25 protein-coding genes and 3 tRNA genes are annotated in these 21787 nt (G+C 72.5%); 15 read left to right on the top strand and 13 right to left on the bottom strand.

Annotation, left to right across the window (positions count from 1 at the left end):
* Window positions 1-2 precede the first annotated feature (2 nt).
* The 4 genes from ABD709_RS10540 to mobA are packed head-to-tail and all read right to left on the bottom strand — an operon-like array spanning window position 3 to window position 2631.
* On the bottom strand, window positions 3-602 hold the full coding sequence (locus ABD709_RS10540; protein ID WP_344775082.1) for a bacterial proteasome activator family protein: 600 nt from the start codon (window positions 600-602) through the stop codon (window positions 3-5).
* Between the two features lie 30 nt (window positions 603-632).
* Window positions 633-1610 (bottom strand): NAD(P)H-quinone oxidoreductase, encoded by a 978-nt coding sequence (locus ABD709_RS10535; protein WP_344775080.1) that lies wholly within the window; start codon window positions 1608-1610, stop codon window positions 633-635.
* Window positions 1611-1652: 42 nt separating this feature from the next.
* The gene (locus tag ABD709_RS10530; protein ID WP_344775078.1) at window positions 1653-2000 is read right to left on the bottom strand and encodes a DUF6457 domain-containing protein; all 348 of its coding nucleotides are present in this window, start codon (window positions 1998-2000) and stop codon (window positions 1653-1655) included.
* 58 nt (window positions 2001-2058) lie between these two features.
* A complete protein-coding gene (mobA, locus tag ABD709_RS10525; protein WP_344775076.1) occupies window positions 2059-2631 on the bottom strand; it encodes a molybdenum cofactor guanylyltransferase in 573 nt (190 codons plus the stop codon).
* A gap of 48 nt (window positions 2632-2679) precedes the next feature.
* Here mobA and ABD709_RS10520 point away from each other — a divergent pair, with 48 nt between their 5' ends.
* From ABD709_RS10520 to ABD709_RS10490, 7 genes are all read left to right on the top strand, one after another.
* Window positions 2680-3483: a carbon-nitrogen hydrolase family protein gene (locus ABD709_RS10520; RefSeq protein ID WP_344775074.1), complete on the top strand. Its 804-nt coding sequence runs from the start codon at window positions 2680-2682 to the stop codon at window positions 3481-3483.
* An 11-nt stretch (window positions 3484-3494) separates the two neighbouring features.
* Window positions 3495-4511, top strand: coding sequence for a hypothetical protein (locus tag ABD709_RS10515; protein ID WP_344775072.1), 1017 nt, complete (start codon window positions 3495-3497; stop codon window positions 4509-4511).
* Between the two features lie 44 nt (window positions 4512-4555).
* Window positions 4556-4786, top strand: a complete 231-nt coding sequence (locus ABD709_RS10510; protein WP_344775070.1) for a biotin/lipoyl-binding carrier protein — start codon at window positions 4556-4558, stop codon at window positions 4784-4786.
* 51 nt (window positions 4787-4837) lie between these two features.
* A tRNA-Ser gene (locus tag ABD709_RS10505) sits at window positions 4838-4925 on the top strand.
* A 34-nt stretch (window positions 4926-4959) separates the two neighbouring features.
* The gene (locus ABD709_RS10500; protein WP_344775068.1) at window positions 4960-5412 is read left to right on the top strand and encodes a hypothetical protein; all 453 of its coding nucleotides are present in this window, start codon (window positions 4960-4962) and stop codon (window positions 5410-5412) included.
* 94 nt (window positions 5413-5506) lie between these two features.
* Window positions 5507-5597, top strand: a tRNA-Ser gene (locus tag ABD709_RS10495).
* 123 nt (window positions 5598-5720) lie between these two features.
* Window positions 5721-5867: a hypothetical protein gene (locus ABD709_RS10490; RefSeq protein WP_344775066.1), complete on the top strand. Its 147-nt coding sequence runs from the start codon at window positions 5721-5723 to the stop codon at window positions 5865-5867.
* Window positions 5868-5876: 9 nt separating this feature from the next.
* Here ABD709_RS10490 and ABD709_RS10485 read toward each other — a convergent pair whose 3' ends face one another.
* Window positions 5877-6896 (bottom strand): LuxR family transcriptional regulator, encoded by a 1020-nt coding sequence (locus ABD709_RS10485; RefSeq protein ID WP_344775064.1) that lies wholly within the window; start codon window positions 6894-6896, stop codon window positions 5877-5879.
* Between the two features lie 82 nt (window positions 6897-6978).
* Between ABD709_RS10485 and ABD709_RS10480 the strand changes: the two genes are divergently transcribed.
* A tRNA-Arg gene (locus tag ABD709_RS10480) sits at window positions 6979-7051 on the top strand.
* Window positions 7052-7183: 132 nt separating this feature from the next.
* Here ABD709_RS10480 and nadC read toward each other — a convergent pair.
* Complete coding sequence (gene nadC, locus ABD709_RS10475; RefSeq protein ID WP_344775062.1) at window positions 7184-8614, bottom strand: carboxylating nicotinate-nucleotide diphosphorylase; 1431 nt, start codon at window positions 8612-8614, stop codon at window positions 7184-7186.
* Window positions 8615-8791: 177 nt separating this feature from the next.
* On the opposite strand from nadC, the gene ABD709_RS10470 reads away from it, so the two are divergent.
* Window positions 8792-9061: a winged helix-turn-helix transcriptional regulator gene (locus ABD709_RS10470; protein WP_344775060.1), complete on the top strand. Its 270-nt coding sequence runs from the start codon at window positions 8792-8794 to the stop codon at window positions 9059-9061.
* A 35-nt stretch (window positions 9062-9096) separates the two neighbouring features.
* Here the strand turns inward: ABD709_RS10470 and ABD709_RS10465 are convergent, their stop codons facing one another.
* Window positions 9097-10737 carry a PP2C family protein-serine/threonine phosphatase gene (locus ABD709_RS10465; protein WP_344775058.1) on the bottom strand — a complete coding sequence of 547 codons (1641 nt, stop codon included), beginning with the start codon at window positions 10735-10737 and terminating at the stop codon, window positions 9097-9099.
* 248 nt (window positions 10738-10985) lie between these two features.
* Window positions 10986-11717, bottom strand: coding sequence for an SDR family NAD(P)-dependent oxidoreductase (locus tag ABD709_RS10460; protein ID WP_344775056.1), 732 nt, complete (start codon window positions 11715-11717; stop codon window positions 10986-10988).
* A 109-nt stretch (window positions 11718-11826) separates the two neighbouring features.
* Between ABD709_RS10460 and ABD709_RS10455 the strand changes: the two genes are divergently transcribed.
* Entirely contained in the window at window positions 11827-12423 is a 597-nt protein-coding gene (locus ABD709_RS10455) for a hypothetical protein (RefSeq protein ID WP_344775054.1), read from the top strand.
* Between the two features lie 25 nt (window positions 12424-12448).
* Here the strand turns inward: ABD709_RS10455 and ABD709_RS10450 are convergent, their stop codons facing one another.
* Window positions 12449-12814: a hypothetical protein gene (locus tag ABD709_RS10450; RefSeq protein WP_344775052.1), complete on the bottom strand. Its 366-nt coding sequence runs from the start codon at window positions 12812-12814 to the stop codon at window positions 12449-12451.
* 39 nt (window positions 12815-12853) lie between these two features.
* Complete coding sequence (locus ABD709_RS10445) at window positions 12854-13369, bottom strand: GNAT family N-acetyltransferase (protein ID WP_344775050.1); 516 nt, start codon at window positions 13367-13369, stop codon at window positions 12854-12856.
* A 59-nt stretch (window positions 13370-13428) separates the two neighbouring features.
* Here ABD709_RS10445 and ABD709_RS10440 point away from each other — a divergent pair, with 59 nt between their 5' ends.
* Window positions 13429-14031 carry a TetR/AcrR family transcriptional regulator gene (locus ABD709_RS10440; RefSeq protein WP_344775048.1) on the top strand — a complete coding sequence of 201 codons (603 nt, stop codon included), beginning with the start codon at window positions 13429-13431 and terminating at the stop codon, window positions 14029-14031.
* On the opposite strand, the gene ABD709_RS10435 is transcribed toward ABD709_RS10440, so the two are convergent.
* Together ABD709_RS10435 and ABD709_RS10430 are read right to left on the bottom strand one after the other, a co-directional pair.
* Window positions 14012-14941 (bottom strand): MBL fold metallo-hydrolase, encoded by a 930-nt coding sequence (locus tag ABD709_RS10435; RefSeq protein WP_344775046.1) that lies wholly within the window; start codon window positions 14939-14941, stop codon window positions 14012-14014. The two genes, ABD709_RS10440 and ABD709_RS10435, sit on opposite strands and share 20 nt — an antisense overlap.
* Complete coding sequence (locus ABD709_RS10430; protein WP_344775044.1) at window positions 14938-16137, bottom strand: ROK family transcriptional regulator; 1200 nt, start codon at window positions 16135-16137, stop codon at window positions 14938-14940. Before ABD709_RS10430 ends, ABD709_RS10435 begins: the two co-directional genes overlap by 4 nt.
* Before the next feature lie 86 nt (window positions 16138-16223).
* Here ABD709_RS10430 and zwf point away from each other — a divergent pair, with 86 nt between their 5' ends.
* From zwf to ABD709_RS10410, 4 genes are read left to right on the top strand one after another with little or no spacing between them, the layout of a single operon-like run.
* Window positions 16224-17717, top strand: coding sequence for a glucose-6-phosphate dehydrogenase (gene zwf / locus ABD709_RS10425; protein WP_344775042.1), 1494 nt, complete (start codon window positions 16224-16226; stop codon window positions 17715-17717).
* Window positions 17714-19603 (top strand): phosphogluconate dehydratase, encoded by a 1890-nt coding sequence (gene edd / locus ABD709_RS10420; protein WP_425575101.1) that lies wholly within the window; start codon window positions 17714-17716, stop codon window positions 19601-19603. Before zwf ends, edd begins: the two co-directional genes overlap by 4 nt.
* Window positions 19596-20222, top strand: a complete 627-nt coding sequence (gene eda / locus ABD709_RS10415) for a bifunctional 4-hydroxy-2-oxoglutarate aldolase/2-dehydro-3-deoxy-phosphogluconate aldolase (protein ID WP_344775040.1) — start codon at window positions 19596-19598, stop codon at window positions 20220-20222. The genes edd and eda overlap by 8 nt, the downstream gene beginning before the upstream one ends.
* A gap of 48 nt (window positions 20223-20270) precedes the next feature.
* Complete coding sequence (locus ABD709_RS10410; protein ID WP_344775038.1) at window positions 20271-21272, top strand: alkaline phosphatase family protein; 1002 nt, start codon at window positions 20271-20273, stop codon at window positions 21270-21272.
* Between the two features lie 18 nt (window positions 21273-21290).
* Here ABD709_RS10410 and ABD709_RS10405 read toward each other — a convergent pair whose 3' ends face one another.
* A complete protein-coding gene (locus ABD709_RS10405; RefSeq protein WP_344775036.1) occupies window positions 21291-21779 on the bottom strand; it encodes a nuclear transport factor 2 family protein in 489 nt (162 codons plus the stop codon).
* Between the last annotated feature and the right edge of the window lie 8 nt (window positions 21780-21787).

The following is a 21787-nucleotide window of genomic DNA, read 5'->3' as shown; positions in this document are numbered from 1 at the left end:
GGCTAGAGGTACATGCCTCCGCCGGACGGGTCCTCCGGCTGCGCGGCGTCGTGCGGCTGCGGGTGGGGGCCCTGCGGTCCGCCGGGCCCTGGCGCGATGCCGGGCGGCAGCGCTCGGCGGATCTGCTCGAACTGCGCCCGGGCGGCCATCTGCTGCGCGTAGATCGCGGTCTGGATCCCGTGGAACAGCCCCTCCAGCCAGCCGACCAGCTGGGCCTGGGCGATCCGCAGCTCGGCCTCCGACGGTGTCGTCTCCTCGGAGAACGGCAGCGACAGGCGCTCCAGCTCCTCGACGAGCTCGGGTGCGAGACCCTGCTCGAGCTCGGCGATCGAGGACCGGTGGATCTCGGCGAGCCGCTGGCGGCTGGCCTCGTCGAGCGGCGCCGCCTTCACCTCCTCGAGCAGCTGCCGGATCATGCTGCCGATCCGCATCACCTTCGCGGGCTGCTCGACCAGGTCGGTGAGGGCGCGCTCGCCGTCCTCGTCGCCGTCCTCGGCCTCGGGCGCTGCAGCGGCCGCAGCGGGCATCGACGCCACCGGCTGCCCGTCGGGCCCGATGACCACGATCCGCTGCTCGCCTTCCTCCGGGGTGCTCTCCGTCATGGGTCCGAGCCTAGTGGCCGGTGGTTGGGCTCACGCCCGCAGCAGGACCTTGCCGATCTGCTCGCTGCCCTCGATCATCCGGTGCGCGTCCGCGGCCCGCTCCAGCGGGAGCACGTCGTGGACGATCGGCCGGACGGTGCCGTCGGCGACCAGCGGCCAGACGTGCTCGACCACGGACGCGCAGATGGCCGCCTTGTCCTCCGCGGACCGGCCACGGAGCTGGGTCGCGATCACGGCGCCCCGCTTGTTGAGCAGCTCGGCGATGTTCAGCTCCGCCTTGATGCCGCCCTGCATGCCGATGATCACCAGTCGGCCCTTGTCGGCGAGGACGGAGACGTTGCGCTCGAGGTACTTCGCGCCCATGTTGTCCAGCACGACGTCGGCGCCCTTGCCGTCGGTGTGCTGCCGCACCACCTCGACGAAGTCCTCCTCGTGGTAGTCGATCGCCACCTCCGCGCCGAGCTCGACGCACTTCTCGCGCTTCTCCGCCGAGCCGGCCGTCGTGAACACCCGGGCGCCGGAGGCCTTCGCGAGCTGGATCGCGAAGGTGCCGATCCCGCCGGCTCCGCCGTGCACCAGGAACACCTCGTCCGGCCGCAGGCCCGCGATCATGAAGACGTTGGACCACACGGTGCACGCGACCTCGGGCAGCGCGGCCGCGGTGACCAGGTCGACGCCCGCGGGCACCGGCATGAGCTGGCCCGCCGGGACGACGACGCGTTCGGCGTACCCCCCTCCGGCGAGTAGCGCACAGACCTCGTCGCCGACCTCGTGACCGGTCACGCCCTCACCGACCGCGGCGACCGTCCCGCTGCACTCGAGCCCGAGGGTGTCCGGTGCACCGGGCGGCGGCGGGTAGAACCCCTGCCGCTGCAGCAGGTCGGCGCGGTTGATCGCGGTGGCCGCGACCTCGACCACCACCTCGCCGGGGCCCGGCTCCGGGTCCGGCAGCTCGCCGAGTGAGAGCACCTCGGGCCCACCGGCCCCGTTCGCGATGACAGCGCGCATGAGCCCCACTATGCCGGGCAGCGCCGAACGACCTCGCGCCGACTAGACGACGGCGTCCTCGGTCTCCGACTCTTCCTCTTCCTCGAGGTCCAGCTCGGCGAGGTCGTCGATCTCCACCTCGACCTCGTCGTCGTCGGCCGCGACCGCGTCGGCGGGGCGGTCCCACGCCTCGGCCAGGGCCTGCACGCGTGCGGCCAGTTTCTCGACGGCGTCGGGGCCCGCGTTGCGCGCGCCGGCCGCCACCCCGAGCAGGAAGGTGGTCACCGGTCCGGCGTGGTGGTCGACGTTCTCGACGGCGATGTCGGCGAGGTCCCCGAGGAGGGCTTCGTCCGCCTCCGTCTCGACGTCGAGGAGGTCGCTGAGCTCATCGATCCAGTCGTGGAGGTTCACCCATCCAGATTGGCTGCCGTTCGCGCCGCAGGCAAGAGCGGATTCCGGCGAAAATCCTTCAGGAGTCCAGATCGCGCAGGTCGGTCCAGGAGTCGATGTCACGGTGCTCGGTGCCGGCGGCCGGGACCTCGACCAGGTCGAGCGGCTCCCACAGCGCGTGCAGGGCCATCCCGTGCTGGCTCTCGCGGTCGGGGCGTACGGCGTCGAGCCGCTCGGTGTCGACGACGAACGCCAGCTGGCGGCGGCCGTCCGGCCCGGTGAGCACGGCGCCGTCGTGGCCGACGGCCGCCTCGTGCAGCCGCCGGAAGGTGGTGGCCGTGATCCGCGGCATGTCGACGGCGAGCACCGCGATCGTCGGTGTCTTCCGCAGGAAGTTGTCCCGTGCGGTGAGCAGCCCGGCCACCGGGCCGCCGAACTGCGGGTCCTCCACCACGAACGTCGCCGGCCGGTCGGTCGGGACCTGCGGGCCGACGACCACCACCTCCGCGGCGTCGATCACGGCGTCCAGCGCGTGCTCGAGGAGCGTGCGGCCGTGGATCTCGATCGACGCCTTGTCGGCGCCGCCCAGTCGCGTCGCCTGGCCGCCCGCGAGGATCACGGCGACGAAGCTCACCAAGCCCGGCTCGATCATGGTCCCGAGTCTTTCAGCCCGCACCGCGCGGTGCGACACACTGGGGGCGTGACCGCGCCCACGTCGACCTCGCCCCAGGAAGCGCTCCGCATCGCGCTGGTGCAGGCCGCCTCGTCGCTCGACCCGGACGAGAACCGCGCCGCGCTCGAGGCACTGACCCCTGCGGACCACGACCTGGTCGTGTTCCCGGAGGCGTTCGCGCGGGACTTCGGGGAGGCGGGCTCGGACGTCGCGCAGTTCGCCGAGCAGGCCGACGGTCCGTTCGCCAAGGAGGTCGCGCGCGTCGCCGCGGATCGGCGTACGACGGTCGTGGCCGGCATGTTCGAGCGTGGCGAGGACCCGGAGCGGCCCTTCAACACGCTGCTGGTGCGGGGCGCGGTGGAGGCGGACTACCGGAAGATCCACCTCTACGACTCGTTCGGCTACCGCGAGTCCGATCGGCTCACCGCCGGACCGCTGGCGCCGTTGGTCGTCGACCTGGCGGGTTGGCGGGTCGGCCTGATGACCTGCTACGACCTGCGCTTCCCCGAGCTCGCGCGTGGCCTCGTCGACCGGGGCGCGGAGCTGATCATCGTGCCCGCCGCCTGGGTCGCGGGCCCGCGCAAGGCCGACCACTGGCGGACCCTGGTGCGGGCGCGGGCCATCGAGAACACGGTCTACGTCGCGGCGGTCGGGCAGCCGGCACCGCGCTACACCGGCCACTCGCTGGTCGCCGACCCCCTCGGCGACGTCGTGGCCGAGACCGGCGCGGGCAGCGCCGAGGAGCCCGTCGTCGTGAGCGGCGTCGTCGAGCGCAGCGTGCTCGCGGAGGCGCGCCGTACCAACCCCTCCCTCGCGAACCGCCGCTTGTAGGCTCATCGCCCGTGTCCCGCGCCTCGGCCTCCCCGCTCCAGGAGCGCGTCGCCCGGATCTCGGCCTCCCGCCTTCCCGTCGCCGCCTGGCTGGTCCTGCTCGCCGCGGAGACCGCAGCACTGGTGTGCGCGATGGTGCCGGTAGGCCCGGACTGGCTCGGAAAGGCCGGCGCGGTCGCGGTGGCGAGCACCTACACCTGGGCGCTGGCCGCGCGGACCGGCGGACGGCCGGTGATCTTCGGCCTGGTCGCCCTCGGCCTCGGCCTGCTCGGCGTCCTGAACAGCCAGGACTTCCTGCACAGCGGAGCAGCCGTCGCCACCGCGGCGATCGCCGCGGTGCTCGGCGTGATGGTCACCGTTCCCGCGCAGAGCATCCTCAGCGCGGCGCGGGAGAGTGTGGTGGCGATCCTCGTCGCAGCCCTCGGGGCGCTCGCGTCGGTCGGCTTCGAGCCGGCGATCCGGGTGACCCGCTTCGAGTACGCCGTCCTGGGGATCGCGCTGGTCGGCGCCTTCCTGGTGGTCTACCGGCTCGGTGCGGGCTTCCACGGCCTCGGGCGGCGCGGGCTGCTCGGCGTGGCCGTGGGGACCCTCGTGCTGCTGCTGATCGTGCTCTACGCCGAGACGCTGCACCGCTACGGCGCGACCGACCTGATCGACACCCTCGACGGCTGGGTCGCGTGGAGCCGGGAGCACCTCGGGGCCTTCCCGCGACCGGTGATGGCGGTGCTCGGCGTGCCTGCGCTGGTCTACGGCGGGCACATGCGCGCCCGCCGCCGGCAGGGCTGGTGGGTCTGCATGTTCGGCGTCGCCGCGACCGCGCGGGTCGCCACCGGCCTGGACGACCCGACCATCGACCTGACCGAGGTCGGCCTGTCCATCGCTTACGCGCTGGTGGTCGGCGTGATCATCGGCTGGCTGCTGATCCGGCTCGACCTCGCGCTCACCGGCACGCACGGCCGTGGCCGCCGGATCGAGGAGCAGGCGGCCGCCCTGCGTCCCGAGCCCGCGCGCACCCAGTCGCTCCTCTGAGCGCCCGCTCGGCGTACCCATCGGTAACGGCTAGCGTCCTCGGCATGGCAGGCGCGACGCTGGCGATCCAGGCGGAGATGGTGGCGAACGTCGTGTCGGTCGACGTCGAGGTCGGAGCAACGGTGGCCGCGGGCGACGCGGTCGTGCTCCTCGAGTCGATGAAGATGGAGATCCCGGTGCTCGCCGAGACGGGCGGTGTGGTGACCGCGATCAAGGTCGGGGCGGGCGACGTGGTCCAGGAGGGCGACGTGCTGCTCGAGCTCGCGCCGGCCTGAGGGGCGCGACCTCCTACACTCGCGGGGTCGGCACCGGGTGCGGTGCCGCCGGGTGGGGTGCCGGAGTGGCCGATCGGAACCGCCTTGAAAGCGGTCGTAGGGAGACCTACCGCGGGTTCGAATCCCGCCCCCACTGCCAGGTGCCGCCGGTCCGTCGAGTTGAATTCGGAGCCATGAGCGCCCCTCCCGACGTCAGCAGCTACCGGCTCGCGCCGCTCGTGCTCGCCCGCCTGGTGGGTGCCTACCTCGTCGCGTTCGCCGCCGTCCTGCTCGTCGCCACGATCCTCGTCGGGGTGCTCGGCGGGAGCCTGGACTACCTCGTGCTGCTGCTCGCCGCCGGCATCCTCGGGCTGATCGGCTTCTCGTGGTGGCTACGCAGCCGGCTGAGCGTCGTGACGCTGACCGCGACCGGCTACCGCACCCGGATGATCCGGGTGGCGGGCGTCTCCGAGGGTCGCTGGGCCGACGTCGAGGAGGCGGTCGCCGCGGCGCCGCGCGACGTCGAGTGCCTGGTGCTGCGACTCAAGGACGGGCGGACGACGACCGTCCCGGTCGCGCTGATCGCCGCCGACAAGGACGAGTTCGCCCGCGACGTACGGGACCACCTGCGCGCCGCCGCCCGCTGAGCACGCACGGCGTACTGCCTCCGGCCCGATTCGGCCCGGCCGTCCTCGTGTGAGTAACCTTTCCCCCGCCGGCCACGCCGAACTGGGCCGGCATGGAGGCGTCGCCTAGTCCGGTCTATGGCGCCCGCCTGCTAAGCGGGTTTGGGGCTACAACCCCATCGAGGGTTCAAATCCCTCCGCCTCCGCCGCGCGACCACGGTCGCGAGCACAGCCCCCCGGTATGGACCACCTGCCGGGGGGCTGTTCCGTTTCCGCGGGGAATGGTGCAGGATGCAACCACCGACCGACCACAAGTGGGGGATGGGACCATGAAGAAGTTCGCACGCCGGGCAGCGCTGACGCTGGCCGCGACCGCTACCGCGGTCGGCCTCGTCGCAGTGTCCGCGCCGCCGAGCCAGGCCATGGACAGCAGCTGGGGCTGCGGCGGCGGTTGCCGCGTCGCGCACGACAACTGACCGGCGGGATCAGCCCGCCCCTCCCGCTTCGTCGCTCGGAAGCTCCTTGCCGGAGATGCCGAGCCGTCCCATCGCGTAGCCGAGCTGGAAGCGCGTCTCCACGTCGTACTCCTCCTTCAGCTCGGCGACGTAGCCCGCGTAGGTGCGCGGGCTGACCCCGACCCGCTTGGCGCTGACGGCGTCGGCGTGGCCCTCGATCAGCATCCGGATCGTCATCGCGCGCTGCTCCGACGCGATCTCCTTCATGACCGGCGTCTCGCTGCTCGTGAACGGCCGGCCGCGCGCGAAGGCGCGCTCGAAGACGTCGACGAGGTAGGCGACCACCGAGTGCTCGCGTACGGCGACCGCGGTCGTCAGGTCGTCGCCGGCCGGAATGACGGCGACCCGCCGGTCGACGACGATCATCCGGTTGAAGAACTCGTCGAGGGTGCGGACCTCGGCGCCACGGGCGGTGACCTGGGCGACGTACTTGTGCGTGACCGCGTTGCGGCGGGCGCTGTGCTGGTAGAGCGTCTTCATCGTCACGCCGCGCTCGAGCGCCTCGATGTCGCGCAGCGTCGCGGCGGCCAGGGACGCCGCGTCGCGGCCGGTCTGCGGCTGCGCGGTCAACAGCTCCTCCTCGGCCTCGCCCAGGATCGTGGTGAGGTAGGGGCTGATCGCCTCGCCGTGCAGGTAGGTGAACGGGCCGCTGGTCTCGGCCTGCGGCGACCGCTTCCAGCTGTGCGCCAGCGTCTGGAACGCCCGCGCCCAGCGCGCCGACTCGTCGAGGAGCCGCGCCCCCTCGGTGCCCAGCGGCGTCACCACCCGGCCCTGCGTCGTGCTCGGCTCGACCGGCAGCCAGGTGCCGTCGCCGGGTGCGCGCTGGACCAGTCCCAGCTCCACCAGCAGGTCGAAGGCCTGCTTGCGATCGGCGCTGCCGGAGATCCGCGGGTCCTCCGCCGCCATGCCGGCCGCCTGCACGATCTCGTCGTACAGGTCCACCGCGGCGCGCTCGAAGAGCTCGCGGTCCTGCGCGTCGAAGTCGGGCATGCCTCAATGCTCCCACGGGTGCCGATTCGGCATCGATCACAACGCTCGGCTATTCTCGACCGGTCCGCTCGCGAGTGGACAGGCGCCCGTAGCTCAACGGATAGAGCATCTGACTACGGATCAGAAGGTTTGGGGTTCGAATCCCTACGGGCGCGCAGCGAGGCCAGGCTCTTCGTCACCTGGTCCGGGCGCGCAGATCGATCGCCGCGTGTGGTCACGCAGAAACGGACACAAGTGGCCGTCGCAGGACCACGATCGCAGCCACATCCGTCCGTTTCGCCCTCCGGTCACTGCCGGCCGGCAGACATCGAGGCGTCAAGGCCGATGTCGATCGCCGGCGCGGAATGGGTGATGGAGCCGACGGAGATGGAGTCCACCCCTGTCAGCGCGACCTCGCGGGCATCGCCCAGGCGGAAGCCGCCGCTGGCCTCGATTCGGACGTCGCGCGAACATCCGCGTGCACGTTCCACGGCGACACGCATGTCGCTCACGGCGAAGTTGTCCAGCATGATCTGGTCGGCCCCGTGGGCGAGGGCCTCGTCGAGCTGGTCGAGGGTGTCCACCTCGATCTGCACCGGCACTGCGGCGCCGGGGTGAGCCGCGGCGACTCGGTCGAGCGCGTTCGCGATCCCTCCGGCAGCTGCGATGTGGTTGTCCTTGACGAGGATCTCGTCGAACAGCCCCTGGCGATGGTTGGTGCCTCCGCCGCACCTCACTGCGTACTTCTCCAGCGAGCGGAGCAACGGGGTGGTCTTGCGGGTGTCGCGCACCGTGACGCCGGTGCCTTCGACCGCGTCGACCCACGCCCGGGTCGCGGTGGCGATTCCGCTCAGGTGGGTCAGGAGGTTGAGCGCTGTTCGTTCCACCGCCAACACGGAAGGGGCCGGAGCGCTCAGTGTTGCCAGGTGTTGACCCGGAGCGATTCCGTCTCCGTCGGCCACCAGCGACGTGAACCTCGCCGACGGGCCGACCGCGTCTTCACAGAGCAAGGCCACCACCGGGAGTCCGCAGGCCACGCCGGACTGGCGAGAGGTGAAGGTGACCTCAAGGTTCGCGTCAGCGGGTACCACCGCCGACGACGTGAGGTCGCCGGCGTCAGACAGATCCTCGGCCAGGGTGGTCCGAAGCAGCCTGAGCACCTCGGCCGGATCCAGGTTCGCCCGCCTCAACGTGTCACGCGCGCTGCCTGCGCCGTCGAGCGCCTTCACGCTGTCGAAGGTAGGTGCGTGCGGCTCGAGCGGGACTCCAGCGGCGTTCGCAGCGAAGGAGATCGCGTGGTACCAGCCGCAGAGCAGAAGGATGTCGAGCAGCTCCGTTTCGTCGAACTCGACCGCGAGCAGCTCCCACAGGGACTCTGAGATCGAGGAGTCGTCGTGGAGTGCGTCAGCCGCGCGAACCAGGAGGCGGTCCCGCGCCGAGGACCAGCAGGAGTCGTCGGGGCTGCCGTGCGTCAGCGATGTGACTTGATCCGAGGACAGGCCGGCTCGATCTGCGAAGAAGCTGACGTGAACTCCCCACTCGTACTCGCAACCGCAGCGGACGCACGTGCGGTCGATGAGGATCTCCCGGTCGCGCAGGCTGAGGGACAAAGCGCGGCCCAGCTCGTAGGAGCCCCAGGCGTGCATCGCCTTGGTCATCGGCAGGTTCTTGGCGAACGTGCGGAACAGCGCGATCGGGGGGACCCCCGGCGGCATCATCGGGGCGAGTGCGTCGGCCACGCCCCGCTCGAACGGGGCCCCGAGCGGAGCGATGCGCACGACGTGTCCTCATTTCGTAAATCGAAATCGCCCCTGACGCTATCATTTCTGAATCCGAAAACCCTAGGGGGATGTGTGACACGGCCCGTTCCGGCACCCGGTCATCCGGTTCGCGGCTCGTCGACCGGTCGCCCGGTCATGGCTGCCCTGGACCTTCTCGGCCGGAGGTGGGCGTTGCGGGTCCTGTGGGAGCTTTCTCATGAGCCGATGCGCGCGCTCGAGCTCAAGGACCGGTGTGACGACATGTCCTCGAGCGTCCTCTACCAACGACTGCGGGAGCTGTCGGAAGCGGGACTGGTCGTCCAGGACGGCGACGGCCGCTTCGCCGTCACGCCGCTGGGCAGAGACCTGCGCGGTGCGCTCGAACCCCTCGACGCATGGTCGCGCCGTTGGGCCGAGCGCGCCTGACATCCGGCCCTGGCCAGCCCTCGCAGAGCCGGTGGTCAGGCGTCCGCCCGCTTGAGGGCGAGGACGGCGATGTCGTCGCTACGGGCGTCGTCGCGCATGCCGTCGAGCAGCGCGGCGACGAACGAGCGCAACGGGTTCGTCTGTCCGCTGTGGATGCCAGCGGCTACCCGGGCGAGTCGATCCAGGCCAGCATCGATGTCCTCGGTCCGCCGCTCGACGAGTCCGTCGGTGTAGCAGACGAGAGTCCACCCTGGTTGCAGGACGACGGTGGCCGCTTCGTAGGAGCTGGGGCCGGTGCCCAGGGGCGGTCCGACGGGCAGCGGGACGAACTCGGTTGCCCCTTCGGGGTCGATCAGCAGCGGTACGAGGTGGCCCGCGGATGCCATCGTGACTTCGCCGGTGCGCCAGTCACCGACTCCCGCGATGACCGTGACCAGGTGTCCGTCGGCGGCGATGTCGAACTGCGGCGCGCACTTGCTGAGCGCCCGGTCGGGGGCATCGCCGTCGACCAGGTACGCGCGGAGGGTGAAGCGCGCCCTGGCCATCTCGGCGACGGCGTCGATGCCGTGACCGGAGACGTCGCCGACGACGAAGGCGAACCTGCCTTCGTCGAACTCGACGACGCTGTACCAGTCGCCACCGATGTCGATGCCCGTTGCGGCGGCGACGTACTCGGCGGCGATCTCGATGCCGGGCACCGTCGGGATGGTCTGGGGGAGCAGAGCTCGTTGGAGCCGGACCGAGAGGTCGCGCTGCTCGCCGTACAGGGTCTCGACCTTGCGGTACAGCGCAGAGATCGTGCGGGTGTCGCTCTCAGCTCGTTCCCGGGCGCGCAGCACCTGCCGGGCTACGGCGAGGGCGGCGAAGGTGACGGTCAGCCCGCCGACCAGGACCAGCCAGGGCATCTGCTGGCCGAGCTCGCTCCCGAGGTGCTCGCGCGGCCGGGTGACCAAGGTCAGCATGTTGTCCCCGAAGGGGACGCTGGTCTCGTAGGTGAGCCCGGTCAGCGGTAGGTCGGAGGGGTCGACGTCGGTCGTGGTCATGTCGTCGAGATCGGTGCTCGAGCCGAGGTAGATGGCGTAGTCGAGACCGGAGAACGCCGAGTCCCTGTCGACCGGCGCCCGGCGATCCGCCGGTATCGCGCGTTCGGCGTAGACGACCAGGCCGGTGTCGTCGTCCGCGAGGCCGTAGGCGAAACGGGTCTGCTGACCTACGTCCACCCGCTGCACGGCTGCGGTGGTCGCCTTCGTGGCGCGAGCCAGGAAGTCGTCCGACCGGGTGCTGCCCGGCTGGAGGCCCGGGGGGAGGCCGAGGCTCGCGACGCGCACGAAACCGCCGTCGCTCGTGCGGCGCCACAGCGCCGCGCTGAGGAACAGCTCGTCGTCCCCGACGTTGCGAGCGAACTGGTCGCTGAACGCCGCTCGCTCGGCGCGAGGAGTCCGAGGGACGGCCGCTTGGACGTCCAGGGCCGCGGACAGGGGTTGCTGGAGGTTGCCGATCGCCGTGGCCAGGACGGTGGCTGCCTGTCGGGTCTGTACCTGGAGGAGGCGTTCCTCGGTGTTGTGGTCGGTACGCACCGACGCCCACACGCCGCTCGCGGTGGCGAGAACGCCGATCAGCACGATGGCGGCAGCGAGCCGATCGGGACGCCACCGGCCGCGCTGAGGTACAGGCACCGGGACCGTGTCGGCCTGTGGTGCGGGCCCGGTCGTCGAGGTCACCTCGGCCGCCGTGGGCGATCAGAGATCCCCATGCCTGGTCGCCTCCTTCAGCGTCGCGGCCCCCCGGCCTACCCAAGGGCTGCGGCGATGGTGCCACCAACGAGGAGTGGTCCGCGACCGAACGCGGAGGTTCCGGTGCCAGCCCGTCGGCAGCAGAACTCAGCTGTCCAGGTCGCGCGTCCCGCACCGGGGGATCGGGAGGCTCACCACACGACGCCGCGGTCGACGACCAGGTTCGCGCCGGTGATCGAGGCGGCTGCATCGGAGGCGAGGAACAGCAGTGCCTCGGCGACGTCGATGGGCGGCATGAAGCCAGGGATCACCGACGTGCTCTTGGCGATCAGGTTCCAGTCGACGTCCTCGGGGAGCCCGGCGGCGGCAGCCTGGACCATCGGGGTGTCGATGCCGCCGGGCGACACGCAGTTGACCCGCACCCCCTTCTTGCCCAGCTCGACGGCGAGCGAGCGCATGCCGAGGAGCAGCGCGGCCTTCGAGGCGCAGTACTGCGTGTTGTAGGGCTGGCCCATCACCGAGGAGATCGACGCGACGGAGACGACGTTGCCCTTGTCGGCGACCAGCGCGTCTGCGAAGGCCTGCGCGAGCAGCAGGGGAGCGACGGCGTTGACGTCGAGATGGCGGCGCAGGCTCTCGGCGGTGATCTTCCCGACCTCGGCGAACTGCTGGATGCCGGCGACGTTGCAGAGCACGTCGAGGCCGCCCAGCCGGGAGAGCACCTCGGTGACGAAGCCGTCGCGCGCCGCGTCGTCGGTGAGGTCGCACGCCACCACGTCGTCGCCCGGCACGACGTCGGTCGCGAGCACGCGGGCGCCCTCCTCACGGAACGCCGCGGCGACCGCGCGACCGAGGCCGCCGCTCGCTCCGGTCACCACGACGCGCTTGTCGGTGAAACGATGGGGGCGGGACGCTTCGGACACCTGGTCCTCCTCGGGGACGCGCGACGGCCGACGCGGGGTGCGTTGACGCTCCGTCGGGAGCAGATTAGAACACGTTCTACCCCGGACGTGCCGAGAACGAGGAGTGCGCGTGGAGAAGATCGACCTGCTGGTGTGGGACGACGAGGCCGTCGCTGCGGCGCCGGCCGTCGCGGTGCAGGGGATGCGCTCGCTGCGGGTCCTCGCGGCCGCGGACCTGCCCGGGGCGCCGCTGCTGATGGGCCGCGGCGCCGAGCTGCGGGCGATGGTCGAGCTCTGGGTCGACTCGGTCGACGTGTGGCCGGAGCTCGTCGAGCAGGTGCCCGGCGATGCCTACCTCGTCACCGAGTCCGTGCCGCAGCCGCTGGCGCCGGGCGACTGGCTGACCCACTTCACCTGGTTCCCCAAGCCGGAGCGGCTCTCGGAGGAGGAGTTCTTCCACGGGTGGCACGTCGTGCACACGCCGTCGTCCGCACAGCTGCACCCGCTGCGCCAGGGCTACATCCGCGACGCGGTCGCCCGCACGCTGACGCCGGGATCGCCGCCGGTGCGGGCGATCGTGTGCGAGTCCTTCGACGAGGAGGTCTACCTCGACCCGTCCCGGCTGTTCGGGTCGGCCGAGGCGCTGGAGCGCACGATGGCCGAGCTCCCGTTGTACGCCGACCAGGAGGACATCTCGAGCTGCCCGCTGCGGCCCCTGACCAGCTGATGCCGTCGGGCCGCGGCGCGAGCCGTCAGGCCTGCGACCGCGACCGCACGACCTCGCCGAGACCGACCGCGACCGCGCCGGCCGCCGGAGCGAGCAGGAGGGCGGTGACGATCTTGCCGACGTCGCCACTCTTGTTGGACAGGATCGCCGCCACGCCGTCCGCTGCGTCGACCGCGACGCCGACCGTGACCAGGCGGTTGCGGGTCTCGCCGGAGGTGGCGAGGGTCGCGGCCCCGAGGGCGATCTCCCGCGAGGCGAACAGCCGCGCGATGTAGGGGGTCGCCGATCCGCTGCCGTCGAGCTGGAAGAGGCGCGCGGCGAGGCGCGGCGCGACGAACATGGCGAGGCCGATGACGATCCGGCCGATGGCGAGGCCTGCAACGGGGTTCATGGGCGTCAACCTAGTGGTACCGGCCGGCGCCGCGGCGGCTCAAGCGCCGAGGTCGAGCGACCAGTTCTGGCCGACCAGGTCCTTGCCGAAGCTGCGGTGCGGCTCCTCGTCGACCAGCACGAAGCCGAATGCCTCGTAGATGCGCCGCGCCGCGACGAGCACGTCGTTGGTCCACAGCGTCACCGTGCGGTAGCCGGCCTCCCGAGCGAACCGCAGGCACTCCCCGACCAGCTGGGTGCCGACGCCGTGCCCACGTGCGTCCTCGGCGACCAGCAGGATGCGCAGCCGCGCCACCGCTGGGTCGTCGCGGTCGGTGACCAGCAGGATGCAGCCCGCTCTGGCGCCGCCCACCTCGGCGATCCACGCCGCCTCGCGGCCGGGGTCGTGGTCGGCGGCGTAGTCCGCGACGATCCGGGCCACCAAGGCCTCGAAGTCCGTGTCCCAGCCGAACTGCCGCTCGTAGACCTCTCCGTGCGCCAGCACCATCCAGCCGAGGTCGCCGGGTCGCTCGGCCCGACGGACCACCACCGCCGACTGCTCGTCCTGCCCCGCCACCGGATCCACCTCTCGCCCGTAACTGAAACGATCGTTTCAGTAGCCGCTACACTAGCTCCGTGGCCGACGAGTCGACAACCCCCGCAGCGCCGTCGGCTCGGCAGACCGAGCTGCTCGAGGCGGCGTACTCCTACGTCCTCGAGCACGGTCTCGCCGAGCTCTCCCTGCGGCCGCTGGCGGCCGCGATCGGCTCCAGTCCGCGGGTGCTGCTGTTCCTCTTCGGCAGCAAGGAGGGGCTGGTGCGCGCCCTGCTCGGTCGGGCCCGGGCGGACGAGGTGGCGATGCTGGAGCGGCTCGCGGCGAGAACGGCCGGCACGCCGATCGGCCTGGTGCCGGCGGTGCGGGAGGTGTGGGCGTGGCTCGCCGCCGCCGACCACCGGGCGCTGCTGCGGCTCTGGGCTGAGGCCTACGGTCGGTCGCTCGTCGACCCCGGCGGTGTGTGGTCGGGATTCGCTGCCGCCACGGTCGAGGACTGGCTGCGGCTGCTGGCCAGCTGCCAGCCCCCGCGGGAGCGGAACAGCAAGCGCGGCCTGGCTCGTCGTACGGTCGCCCTCGCGGTGCTGCGGGGCGCACTCCTCGACCTGCTCGCCACCGATGACGACCAACGCGTGTCGGCCGCGGTGCGGCACCAGGCCGAGCTGCTCAGCGCGACGGGGCGATGAGGCTCCAGGGGTCCTCGGCCCGCCACACGGTGGGGAAGTGGAGGCCGACGCCCTGGCGGTCTGCGAGATCGGTGAGGACCGTCATCGTCACGTCGAGGTCGTCGCCAGCGTAGGGCAGCGCCCGCAGCGGCTGGTCGAGCGGCCGGAAGAAGTCGTCCCAGTGCAGCAGCACGACCTCCCGGGCGCCCACCGCTTCTACGGTCTGCGCCCAGTAGGTCCGGATGTAGTCGTGGCTCTGGATGCCGAGCTGACCGACGCCGAGGTAGGCGACCTCCGCGTCCCGGCCGGCCAGCGCCCCGGGCACGAACCCGGCGCTGCCCTGGACCAGCGCGGTGCGGCCGCCGGCGTGCTCGACCAGGATCGACCACGCCTCGCCGCACCGGTAGGCACGGGCCCGCGCAGGCGGCACCACGGGCTCGGCGATCTCGCCGGGGAACCGGTCCGGCGGGCAGTGCTCGGACTGGATCCAGGTGAGCGCGAAGCCTCCGAACGACACCGGTTCGCCCGGCGTCACCACCCGCACCCGGTCGGGGTCGAGACCGGCGCCGCGGGCGAGACGCGCCGCCGAGGTCCCGCCGGCGACCACGGCGCCGGTCTGCCGCGCGACGACGGCCGAGTCCAGCGCGTGGTCGAAGTGCGTGTGCACCGGAGCGACCGCGGCGAGCCGGTCGATGCGGGCCCGGTCGAGGACGCTGCGGATCCTGGCCTCGTCCGGCGCGATCCGGCCGAGCCCGACCCGCGCCAGCGACGGTCGCGAGAAGTACCCGTCCGTGAGCACCGCTGTCTCGCCGTCGTCGAGCAGCAGGCTCGACACCCCGAGGAAGGTCGCGGCGAGGCCGCTCGTCGACCCCGGCAGGTCGAACCGGTCGGCGTAGCGGCCGATGTGGGGGCGGCCGACCTTGAACCTCATCGAGTGCCTCCCGAGCCGGCCCCGCGGAGCCGGCGGTCCACCGCCGCTGGGCTGAGCACCTCGTCGAGGGCGGCGACGGCACAGCCGACCAGGCCTGCGCGGTCGCCGTACGTCGACGGCAGCACCTGCAGGTCGCTGGTCGCGAGCGCGGTGGACAGCGCGTAGACGCTCTCGCGCACGCCGGCGGCGTACACGTCGAACGCCGCGGCCATGTCACCCCCGAGCACGACGACCTGGGGGTTGAGCAGGTTGATCGCGACCGCGAGCACCTCGCCGAGCTGCCGGGCGCTCTCCCGCAGCAGCTGCTTCGCGTCGGGGGCTCCGGCGACCGCGAGGGCGACCAGGTCGCGGATGTGCCCGATCGGCCGGCCCTCGGCCTGCAGCGCGGCGACCAGCGCCCAGCCGCCGGCGACCGTCTCGACGCACCCGATCGCTCCGCACCGGCACGGCCGGCCGGCCGCCGCAGCGACCTTGGTGTGCCCGATCTCGCCGGCGCCGCCGCGCGACCCCGAGACGATCCGGCCGTCCGCGATGATGCCGAGCCCGAGGCCGGTCGACGCCTTGACGACGAGCAGGTCGCGGTACCTCGTGGCGTGGCCGTCACGGCGCTCGGACCGGGCCAGGATGTCGGTGTCGCCGGCGACGATGAGCGGCGCACGGGTGAGGTCGGCGAGGTACGGCGCGAGCTCCACGCCGTCCCACCCCGCCATCACCGGGGTGTCCACGCTGACGGCCCGGACCGGGTCGACGGTGCCCGGGAGGCTGAGGCCGACGCCGAGGACCGGAGGCATGTCGTCGCTCAGCAGGGTCCGCAGCTGGGTCGCGACGACGGGCATCACCGCTTCCGGTCCGGCGCCGACCTCGTGGTCGACGGCGGAGGACCCGAGCTCCCGGCCGCCGAGGTCGAACACCGCGACCTGCGAGCGGGACCGGCCGATCGCCACGGCGAGCACGGTGCCGGCGTCGGTGTTGAAGACCAGGCTGCCCGGCGGCCGCCCGCCCGTGGACGGCAGCTCGGCGCCGACGAGCACCAGGCCCGCGTCGGCGAGGGCGTTCACCCGGCTCACGACCGCGGAGCGGGACAGGCCGGTGACCCGCCGGAGGTCGGAGCGGGTGGCGGCAGCGCCGGATCGGAGCAGGGCGAGCAGGTCCCCGGCGGTGGCGGACGTGCCGGGCACGCTCGCCATCTCCGCCATGGGCACACCTTAGTCGGCTGACTTTTGACTGAAAAAGACCAAAGAGTGGTTGATGGTGACCCCACTTCGGCCCTACGGTGGAGCACGTGCCCGAAGTCGATGCTCCCGAGCTGGCCCTGCCGTCATGCGACGTCGTGGTCTTCGGCGACACCGGTAACCTGACCCTGCACACCCTGATCCCGGCGCTCTACCACCGCGAGCGCGACCGCCACCTCACCGACGACACCCGGATCATCGGGGTGTCCCGCGCCGACGTGGACGACGCCGAGTACCGCGAGCTCGTCAGCGCCGCGCTGTTCGACGTCGTGCCCGACGACGACCTGGAGGTCGGCCCGCTCAACCGGCTGCTCGGCCGGATCCACCACCTGCGCCTCGACGTCGGCAACGCCGAGGACTGGCACCTGCTGCACAGCCTGCTCAAGGACCGGGACGGCGAGCCGGACGCGCTGCGCGTCTTCTACCTCGCCCTCGAGGCCGGCCTGGTGCCCGAGGTGTGCGGTTGGCTGGACCGCACCGGCCTGGTCACCCCGACCTCCCGCCTGGTCGTCGAGAAGCCGATCGGCACCGACCTCGCGACCGCCGAGGAGATCAACGAGGCGGCGGGTCGGGTGTTCGCCGAGGACCAGGTGTTCCGGATGGACCACCACCTCGGCAAGGAGAGCGTCCAGAACCTGCTGGTCACCCGGTTCGCCAACACCTTCCTCGAGCCGCTGTGGAACTCGCGCTGGGTCGACCATGTCCAGATCACCGTCGCGGAGGACGCCGGCGTCGGCGACCGTGTCGACTACTACGACGAGGTCGGCGCGCTGCGCGACCTGGTCCAGGACCACCTGCTCCAGCTGCTCTGCCTGGTCGCGATGGAGCCGCCGACCCACGTCACCCCGGAGAGCGTGCGCGACGAACGGCTCAAGGTGCTGCAGGCGCTGCGCCCCCTCGTCGGTGCGGACGTGGACCGCGACGTCGTCCGCGGGCGGTACGCCGCCGGCGAGATCGCGGGCCGGCCGGTCCCGTCCTACGACGAGGACGCCCGGCGCCCCGGCGGGCCCACCGAGACGTACGTCGCCCTGCGCGCCGAGGTGGAGAACTGGCGGTGGGCAGGGGTGCCGTTCTACCTGCGCACCGGCAAGCGGATGCAGCGCCGGGAGTCGCGGATCGACGTGGTCTTCAAGGCACCGCCGCACGCGATGTTCCCCGGTGCCACGGGCACCGCCCAGCCGAACCGGCTGACCATCCGGATGCAGCCCGACGAGGGCATGCAGCTGCACCTCACCGCCAAGCAGCCCGGCCCCGGCGGGATCCGGATGCGGCCGGCGTCGCTCGACCTCAGCTACACGACGTTTCCGGAGCGGTGCCCCGGCCCCTACGAGCGGCTGCTGATGGACGTCATCCGCGGCAACCCCACCTTCTTCCTGCGCCGCGACGAGCTCGAGTCCGCGTGGCGCTGGGTCGAGCCGATCCTCGACCGCTGGGCGACCGGGGCCGACCACCCGCACCCCTACCCCGCCGGCAGCGCCGGACCCGATGCCGCCGACGCGCTCCTCGCGCGGGCCGGCCACACCTGGCAGGAGCTCGACCGATGACCAGCCCCACCCCTGTGCACCCCGCCGTCGCGGCGGTCACCGCCCGGATCACCGAGCGGAGCGCGGCCAGCCGCGCGACGTACCTCTCCCGCATCCGCGCCGCCGCCGACCGCGGCCCGGCGCGCGGCCGCCTCGCCTGCGCCAACCTCGCGCACGGCTTCGCGGCGGCCGAGGGCAGGTCGAGGGCCGAGCTGCGGCGGGGCACCAAGCCCAACCTGGCGATCGTCACGAGCTACAACGACATGCTCTCGGCGCACCAGCCGTTCGCCACCTACCCGGCGCTGCTCAAGGACGCCGCGATCCGCGCCGGGGGCATCGCGCAGGTCGCCGGCGGCGTGCCGGCCATGTGCGACGGCATCACCCAGGGTCGCGACGGCATGGAGCTCTCCCTCTTCAGCCGCGACGTGATCGCGATGTCGACGGCGGTCGCGCTGTCGCACGACATGTTCGACGGCGCGCTGCTGCTCGGCGTCTGCGACAAGATCGTCCCCGGGCTGCTCATCGGTGCCCTCTCCTTCGGCCACCTGCCGGCCGTCTTCGTGCCCGCCGGGCCGATGGAGTCGGGACTCCCGAACAAGGACAAGGCCCGGGTCCGGCAGCTGCACGCCGAGGGCAGGGTCGGACGCGAGGAGCTGCTCGAGGCCGAGGCCGCGTCCTACCACTCGCCCGGGACCTGCACGTTCTACGGCACCGCCAACTCCAACCAGCTGCTGATGGAGGTCATGGGCCTGCACCTGCCGGGCTCGTCGTTCGTCAACCCGTCGAACCCGCTGCGCGAGGCGCTCACCCGCGAGGCGGCCGCGCGCGCCGTGGCGATCAGCCGGTACGACGACCGCCTCCCCGTGGGCGAGCTGGTCGACGAGCGGACGGTCGTCAACGCCTGCGTGGCGCTGCTCGCCAGCGGCGGCTCGAGCAACCACACCCTGCACCTGGTGGCGATCGCGCGCGCCGCCGGCATCGAGCTCACCTGGGACGACCTCGCCGACCTGTCCGCCGTGGTGCCGCTGCTCGCTCGGATCTACCCCAACGGGTCCGCGGACGTGAACCACTTCCACGCCGCCGGCGGCATCGGATTCCTGGTGCGGACGCTGCTCGACGCGGGGCTGCTGCACGAGGACGTGCAGACCGTGGCCGGCCACGGTCTGCGCCGCTACGTCGCGGAGCCGGTGCTCGCCGACGCCGGCTACGGCACGGTCGTCTGGCGGGAGCGCACCAGCCGCAGCCTCGACAACGACGTGCTGCGGCCGGCCGGGGCGCCGTTCGCGGCGGACGGCGGGTTGAAGGTGGTCCGCGGGCCGCTCGGCACTGCCGTCGTGAAGACCTCGGCCGTCGACCCGGAGCACCGGGTGGTGCGGGCGCCGGCGCGGGTCTTCGACCACCAGGACGACTTCCTCGCCGCCTTCGCGGACGGTGACCTCGACCGGGGCGACCTGGTCGCGGTGATCCGCTACCAGGGTCCCTCGGCCAACGGGATGCCCGAGCTGCACAAGCTGAGCCCTGCGCTCGGCGTACTCCAGGACCGCGGCCAGCGGGTCGCCCTCGTCACCGACGGCCGGATGTCCGGGGCCTCCGGCAAGGTGCCCGCTGCGATCCACGTGACGCCGGAAGCCGCGATGGGCGGGCCGCTCGCACGGGTCCGCGACGGCGACATCATCACGCTCGACGCGGACGCCGGCCTGCTCACGATCGACCAGGCCGCCGAGCTGCCGCACCGCTCCGCGACGGGTCGCGCGCCCGGCGACGAGGAGTGGGTGGGCACGGGGCGCGAGCTGTTCCAGTCGTTCCGCGCTGCCGTCGGCGCGGCGGACCGGGGCGCCTCGGTCTTCTCGTACGGCGAGCCGGTCGCTGCCGTCGACGCCCGCGACCTGGAGGTGCCCGTTGCCTGAGCAGACCGCCTCGCTGCTGGACGTCGTCCCGGTGCTGCCGGTGGTCGTCGTCGACGACGTGGCGACCGCGGTGCCGCTGGCCCGGGCGCTGGCCGACGGGGGCCTGCCCGCCGTCGAGCTGACGCTCCGCACACCGGTCGCCCTCGACGCCATCCGGGCGATCGCGGCGGAGGTGCCGGAGGTACTGGTCGGCGCCGGGACCGTCGCCACGCCGGAGCAGGCTGCGGCCGCGGCCGCCGCGGGCGCGCGCTTCCTGGTCTCGCCGGGCTGCACCCCGCGGCTGCTCGCCGGGATGCGGGACACCGGGCTGCCGTTCCTGCCCGGTACCGCCACCGTCTCCGAGGTTCTGGCCGTGCTGGAGGCGGGCCTGACCGAGATGAAGTTCTTCCCGGCGGCGGTGGCCGGCGGGACGCCGTACCTCCAGGCCGTCGCCGGCCCGCTGCCGCAGGCGCGGTTCTGCCCGACGGGCGGGATCACGGCCGCCACGGCGCCGGCGTACCTCGCGCTGCCCAACGTCGGCTGCGTCGGGGGCACCTGGATCACCCCCGCCGACGCGATCGCGAGCGGCGACTGGGAGCGGGTCGCGAAGCTCGCCGCGGAGGCCGCGAACCTCCGGTAGCCCGACCACGCGCGAGCGGCGCGAGGGCCGCCCGTTAGGTTCGATGACGTGAAGAGGCTCCTGGCAGCTGCGCTCACGGCGACCGCGCTGCTCGCGTCCGCGTGCGGAACCGACGGAAGCGACGGTACGGACGGGTCGCCCGAGGTCACGACGGCCTCGGCGCCGGTCACCGACAGCCCCGGCCGGGAGCCGTCGACGCCGGGGTCGCCCTCGCACCGCCCGTCCCGCACGAAGAAGCCCGCCCAGCCGACGACGAGCGCCGGCCCCGCTCGCAACGCGGTCACCAAGCTGCTCGTCTTCGTCGTGGAGAACCACTCCTTCGACCAGATGCGTGCGGGCATGCCGTTCACCTGGTCGCTCGCCCAGCAGTACGGCTACGCCGCGCACTTCACCGCGATCACGCACCCCTCCCTGCCCAACTACCTCGCGATCGCCGGCGGCAGCACCTTCGGGGTGGGTGACGACGGGCCCCCGAGCGCCCACCCGGTCAGCTCGCCGAGCGTGTTCGGCCGGGCCGTCCAGGAGGGCAGCACCGCCCGGCTCTACGCGGACGGGATGGCCGGCAGCTGCCAGAGCACCGACCAGGGCAGGTACGCCGTCAAGCACAACCCGTGGGCCTACTTCACCGCCGAGCGATCGATGTGCGAACGCGACGACGTACCGCTGGCGGCGCTCACGGACGACGCCGCCGCGGGCCGGCTGCCCGCGGTCGGCATGGTGATCCCGGACCTCTGCAACGACGCCCACGACTGCGCGCTCGCCCAGGCCGACCAGTGGCTGAGCACCTACGTGCAGGAGGCCATGAGCGGACCGGACTGGGAGGACGGCCACCTCGCGATCGTCATCACCGCGGACGAGGACGACCGCAACCACGGCAACCAGATCCTCACCGTGGTCGCGCATCCCGCACTCGACCAGGTCGCGGCCTCGACCCCGCTCACGCACTACTCGCTCTCACGCGCCTACGCCGACGTGGCCGGCTTCGCCCCGCTCGGCAACGCGAACGGTGCGCCGGACCTGCTGGCGGCGTTCGGGCTCGCACCCGGCTGAGCGAAGCCGTCGCGGTCCTCAGTGCCGCAGCGCGGGGTCCCAGCGGTTGGCGATCAGCTTGAAGCTGGGGGTGTCCTCGAGGGAGGTCATCGCCTCGTAGATCCGCTCGTACCGCGTCGAGGCGATCCGCCACCTGCCGTCGGGGTCCTTGCGGTACTCGTCCTGGTAGTAGCCGCCACCTCGGATCAGGACCTTGAAGTCCGGGACGATGACGGTGTCCTCGAAGCCCCACGAGCCGGTCGCGGTGTCGCCGGCCTCACCGACCTCGATCTCCGGGTGGTTGGCGATGTGCACCGAGATGATCCCGGTGCCGAGGTTGCCGGACATGAACTCCACGACGTCCGCGCGGTTGTCGAAGTGCAGCGGCTTGTCCATCGCCTGGGTGCCGTAGCGCGCGACCACGTCCTCGGCCAGGCAGTCACCGAAGGTGTCCCAGTCCTTGAGGTCGAGGGTGCGGAAGTAGCGGTACTTGAGCTGGCGGATCTGCTCGATCGCGACGAGGTCCATGCCGGGAC

It is taken from the genome of Nocardioides panacisoli, from assembly GCF_039537325.1.
Lineage (GTDB): Bacteria > Actinomycetota > Actinomycetes > Propionibacteriales > Nocardioidaceae > Nocardioides > Nocardioides panacisoli.
This window is presented reverse-complemented; position numbering and strand designations above follow the sequence as displayed.

Coding starts and splice junctions, on each gene's coding strand:
- ABD709_RS10435 (WP_344775046.1), bottom strand. CDS start 14,941: ATGAGGTTCAAGGTCGGCCGCCCCCACATCGGCCGCTACGCCGACCGG.
- ABD709_RS10535 (WP_344775080.1), bottom strand. CDS start 1,610: ATGCGCGCTGTCATCGCGAACGGGGCCGGTGGGCCCGAGGTGCTCTCA.
- ABD709_RS10405 (WP_344775036.1), bottom strand. CDS start 21,779: ATGGACCTCGTCGCGATCGAGCAGATCCGCCAGCTCAAGTACCGCTAC.
- ABD709_RS10540 (WP_344775082.1), bottom strand. CDS start 602: ATGACGGAGAGCACCCCGGAGGAAGGCGAGCAGCGGATCGTGGTCATC.
- ABD709_RS10510 (WP_344775070.1), top strand. CDS start 4,556: ATGGCAGGCGCGACGCTGGCGATCCAGGCGGAGATGGTGGCGAACGTC.
- ABD709_RS10470 (WP_344775060.1), top strand. CDS start 8,792: ATGGCTGCCCTGGACCTTCTCGGCCGGAGGTGGGCGTTGCGGGTCCTG.
- mobA (WP_344775076.1), bottom strand. CDS start 2,631: ATGATCGAGCCGGGCTTGGTGAGCTTCGTCGCCGTGATCCTCGCGGGC.
- ABD709_RS10485 (WP_344775064.1), bottom strand. CDS start 6,896: ATGCCCGACTTCGACGCGCAGGACCGCGAGCTCTTCGAGCGCGCCGCG.
- ABD709_RS10500 (WP_344775068.1), top strand. CDS start 4,960: ATGAGCGCCCCTCCCGACGTCAGCAGCTACCGGCTCGCGCCGCTCGTG.
- ABD709_RS10450 (WP_344775052.1), bottom strand. CDS start 12,814: ATGAACCCCGTTGCAGGCCTCGCCATCGGCCGGATCGTCATCGGCCTC.
- edd (WP_425575101.1), top strand. CDS start 17,714: ATGACCAGCCCCACCCCTGTGCACCCCGCCGTCGCGGCGGTCACCGCC.
- ABD709_RS10490 (WP_344775066.1), top strand. CDS start 5,721: ATGAAGAAGTTCGCACGCCGGGCAGCGCTGACGCTGGCCGCGACCGCT.
- ABD709_RS10430 (WP_344775044.1), bottom strand. CDS start 16,137: ATGGCGGAGATGGCGAGCGTGCCCGGCACGTCCGCCACCGCCGGGGAC.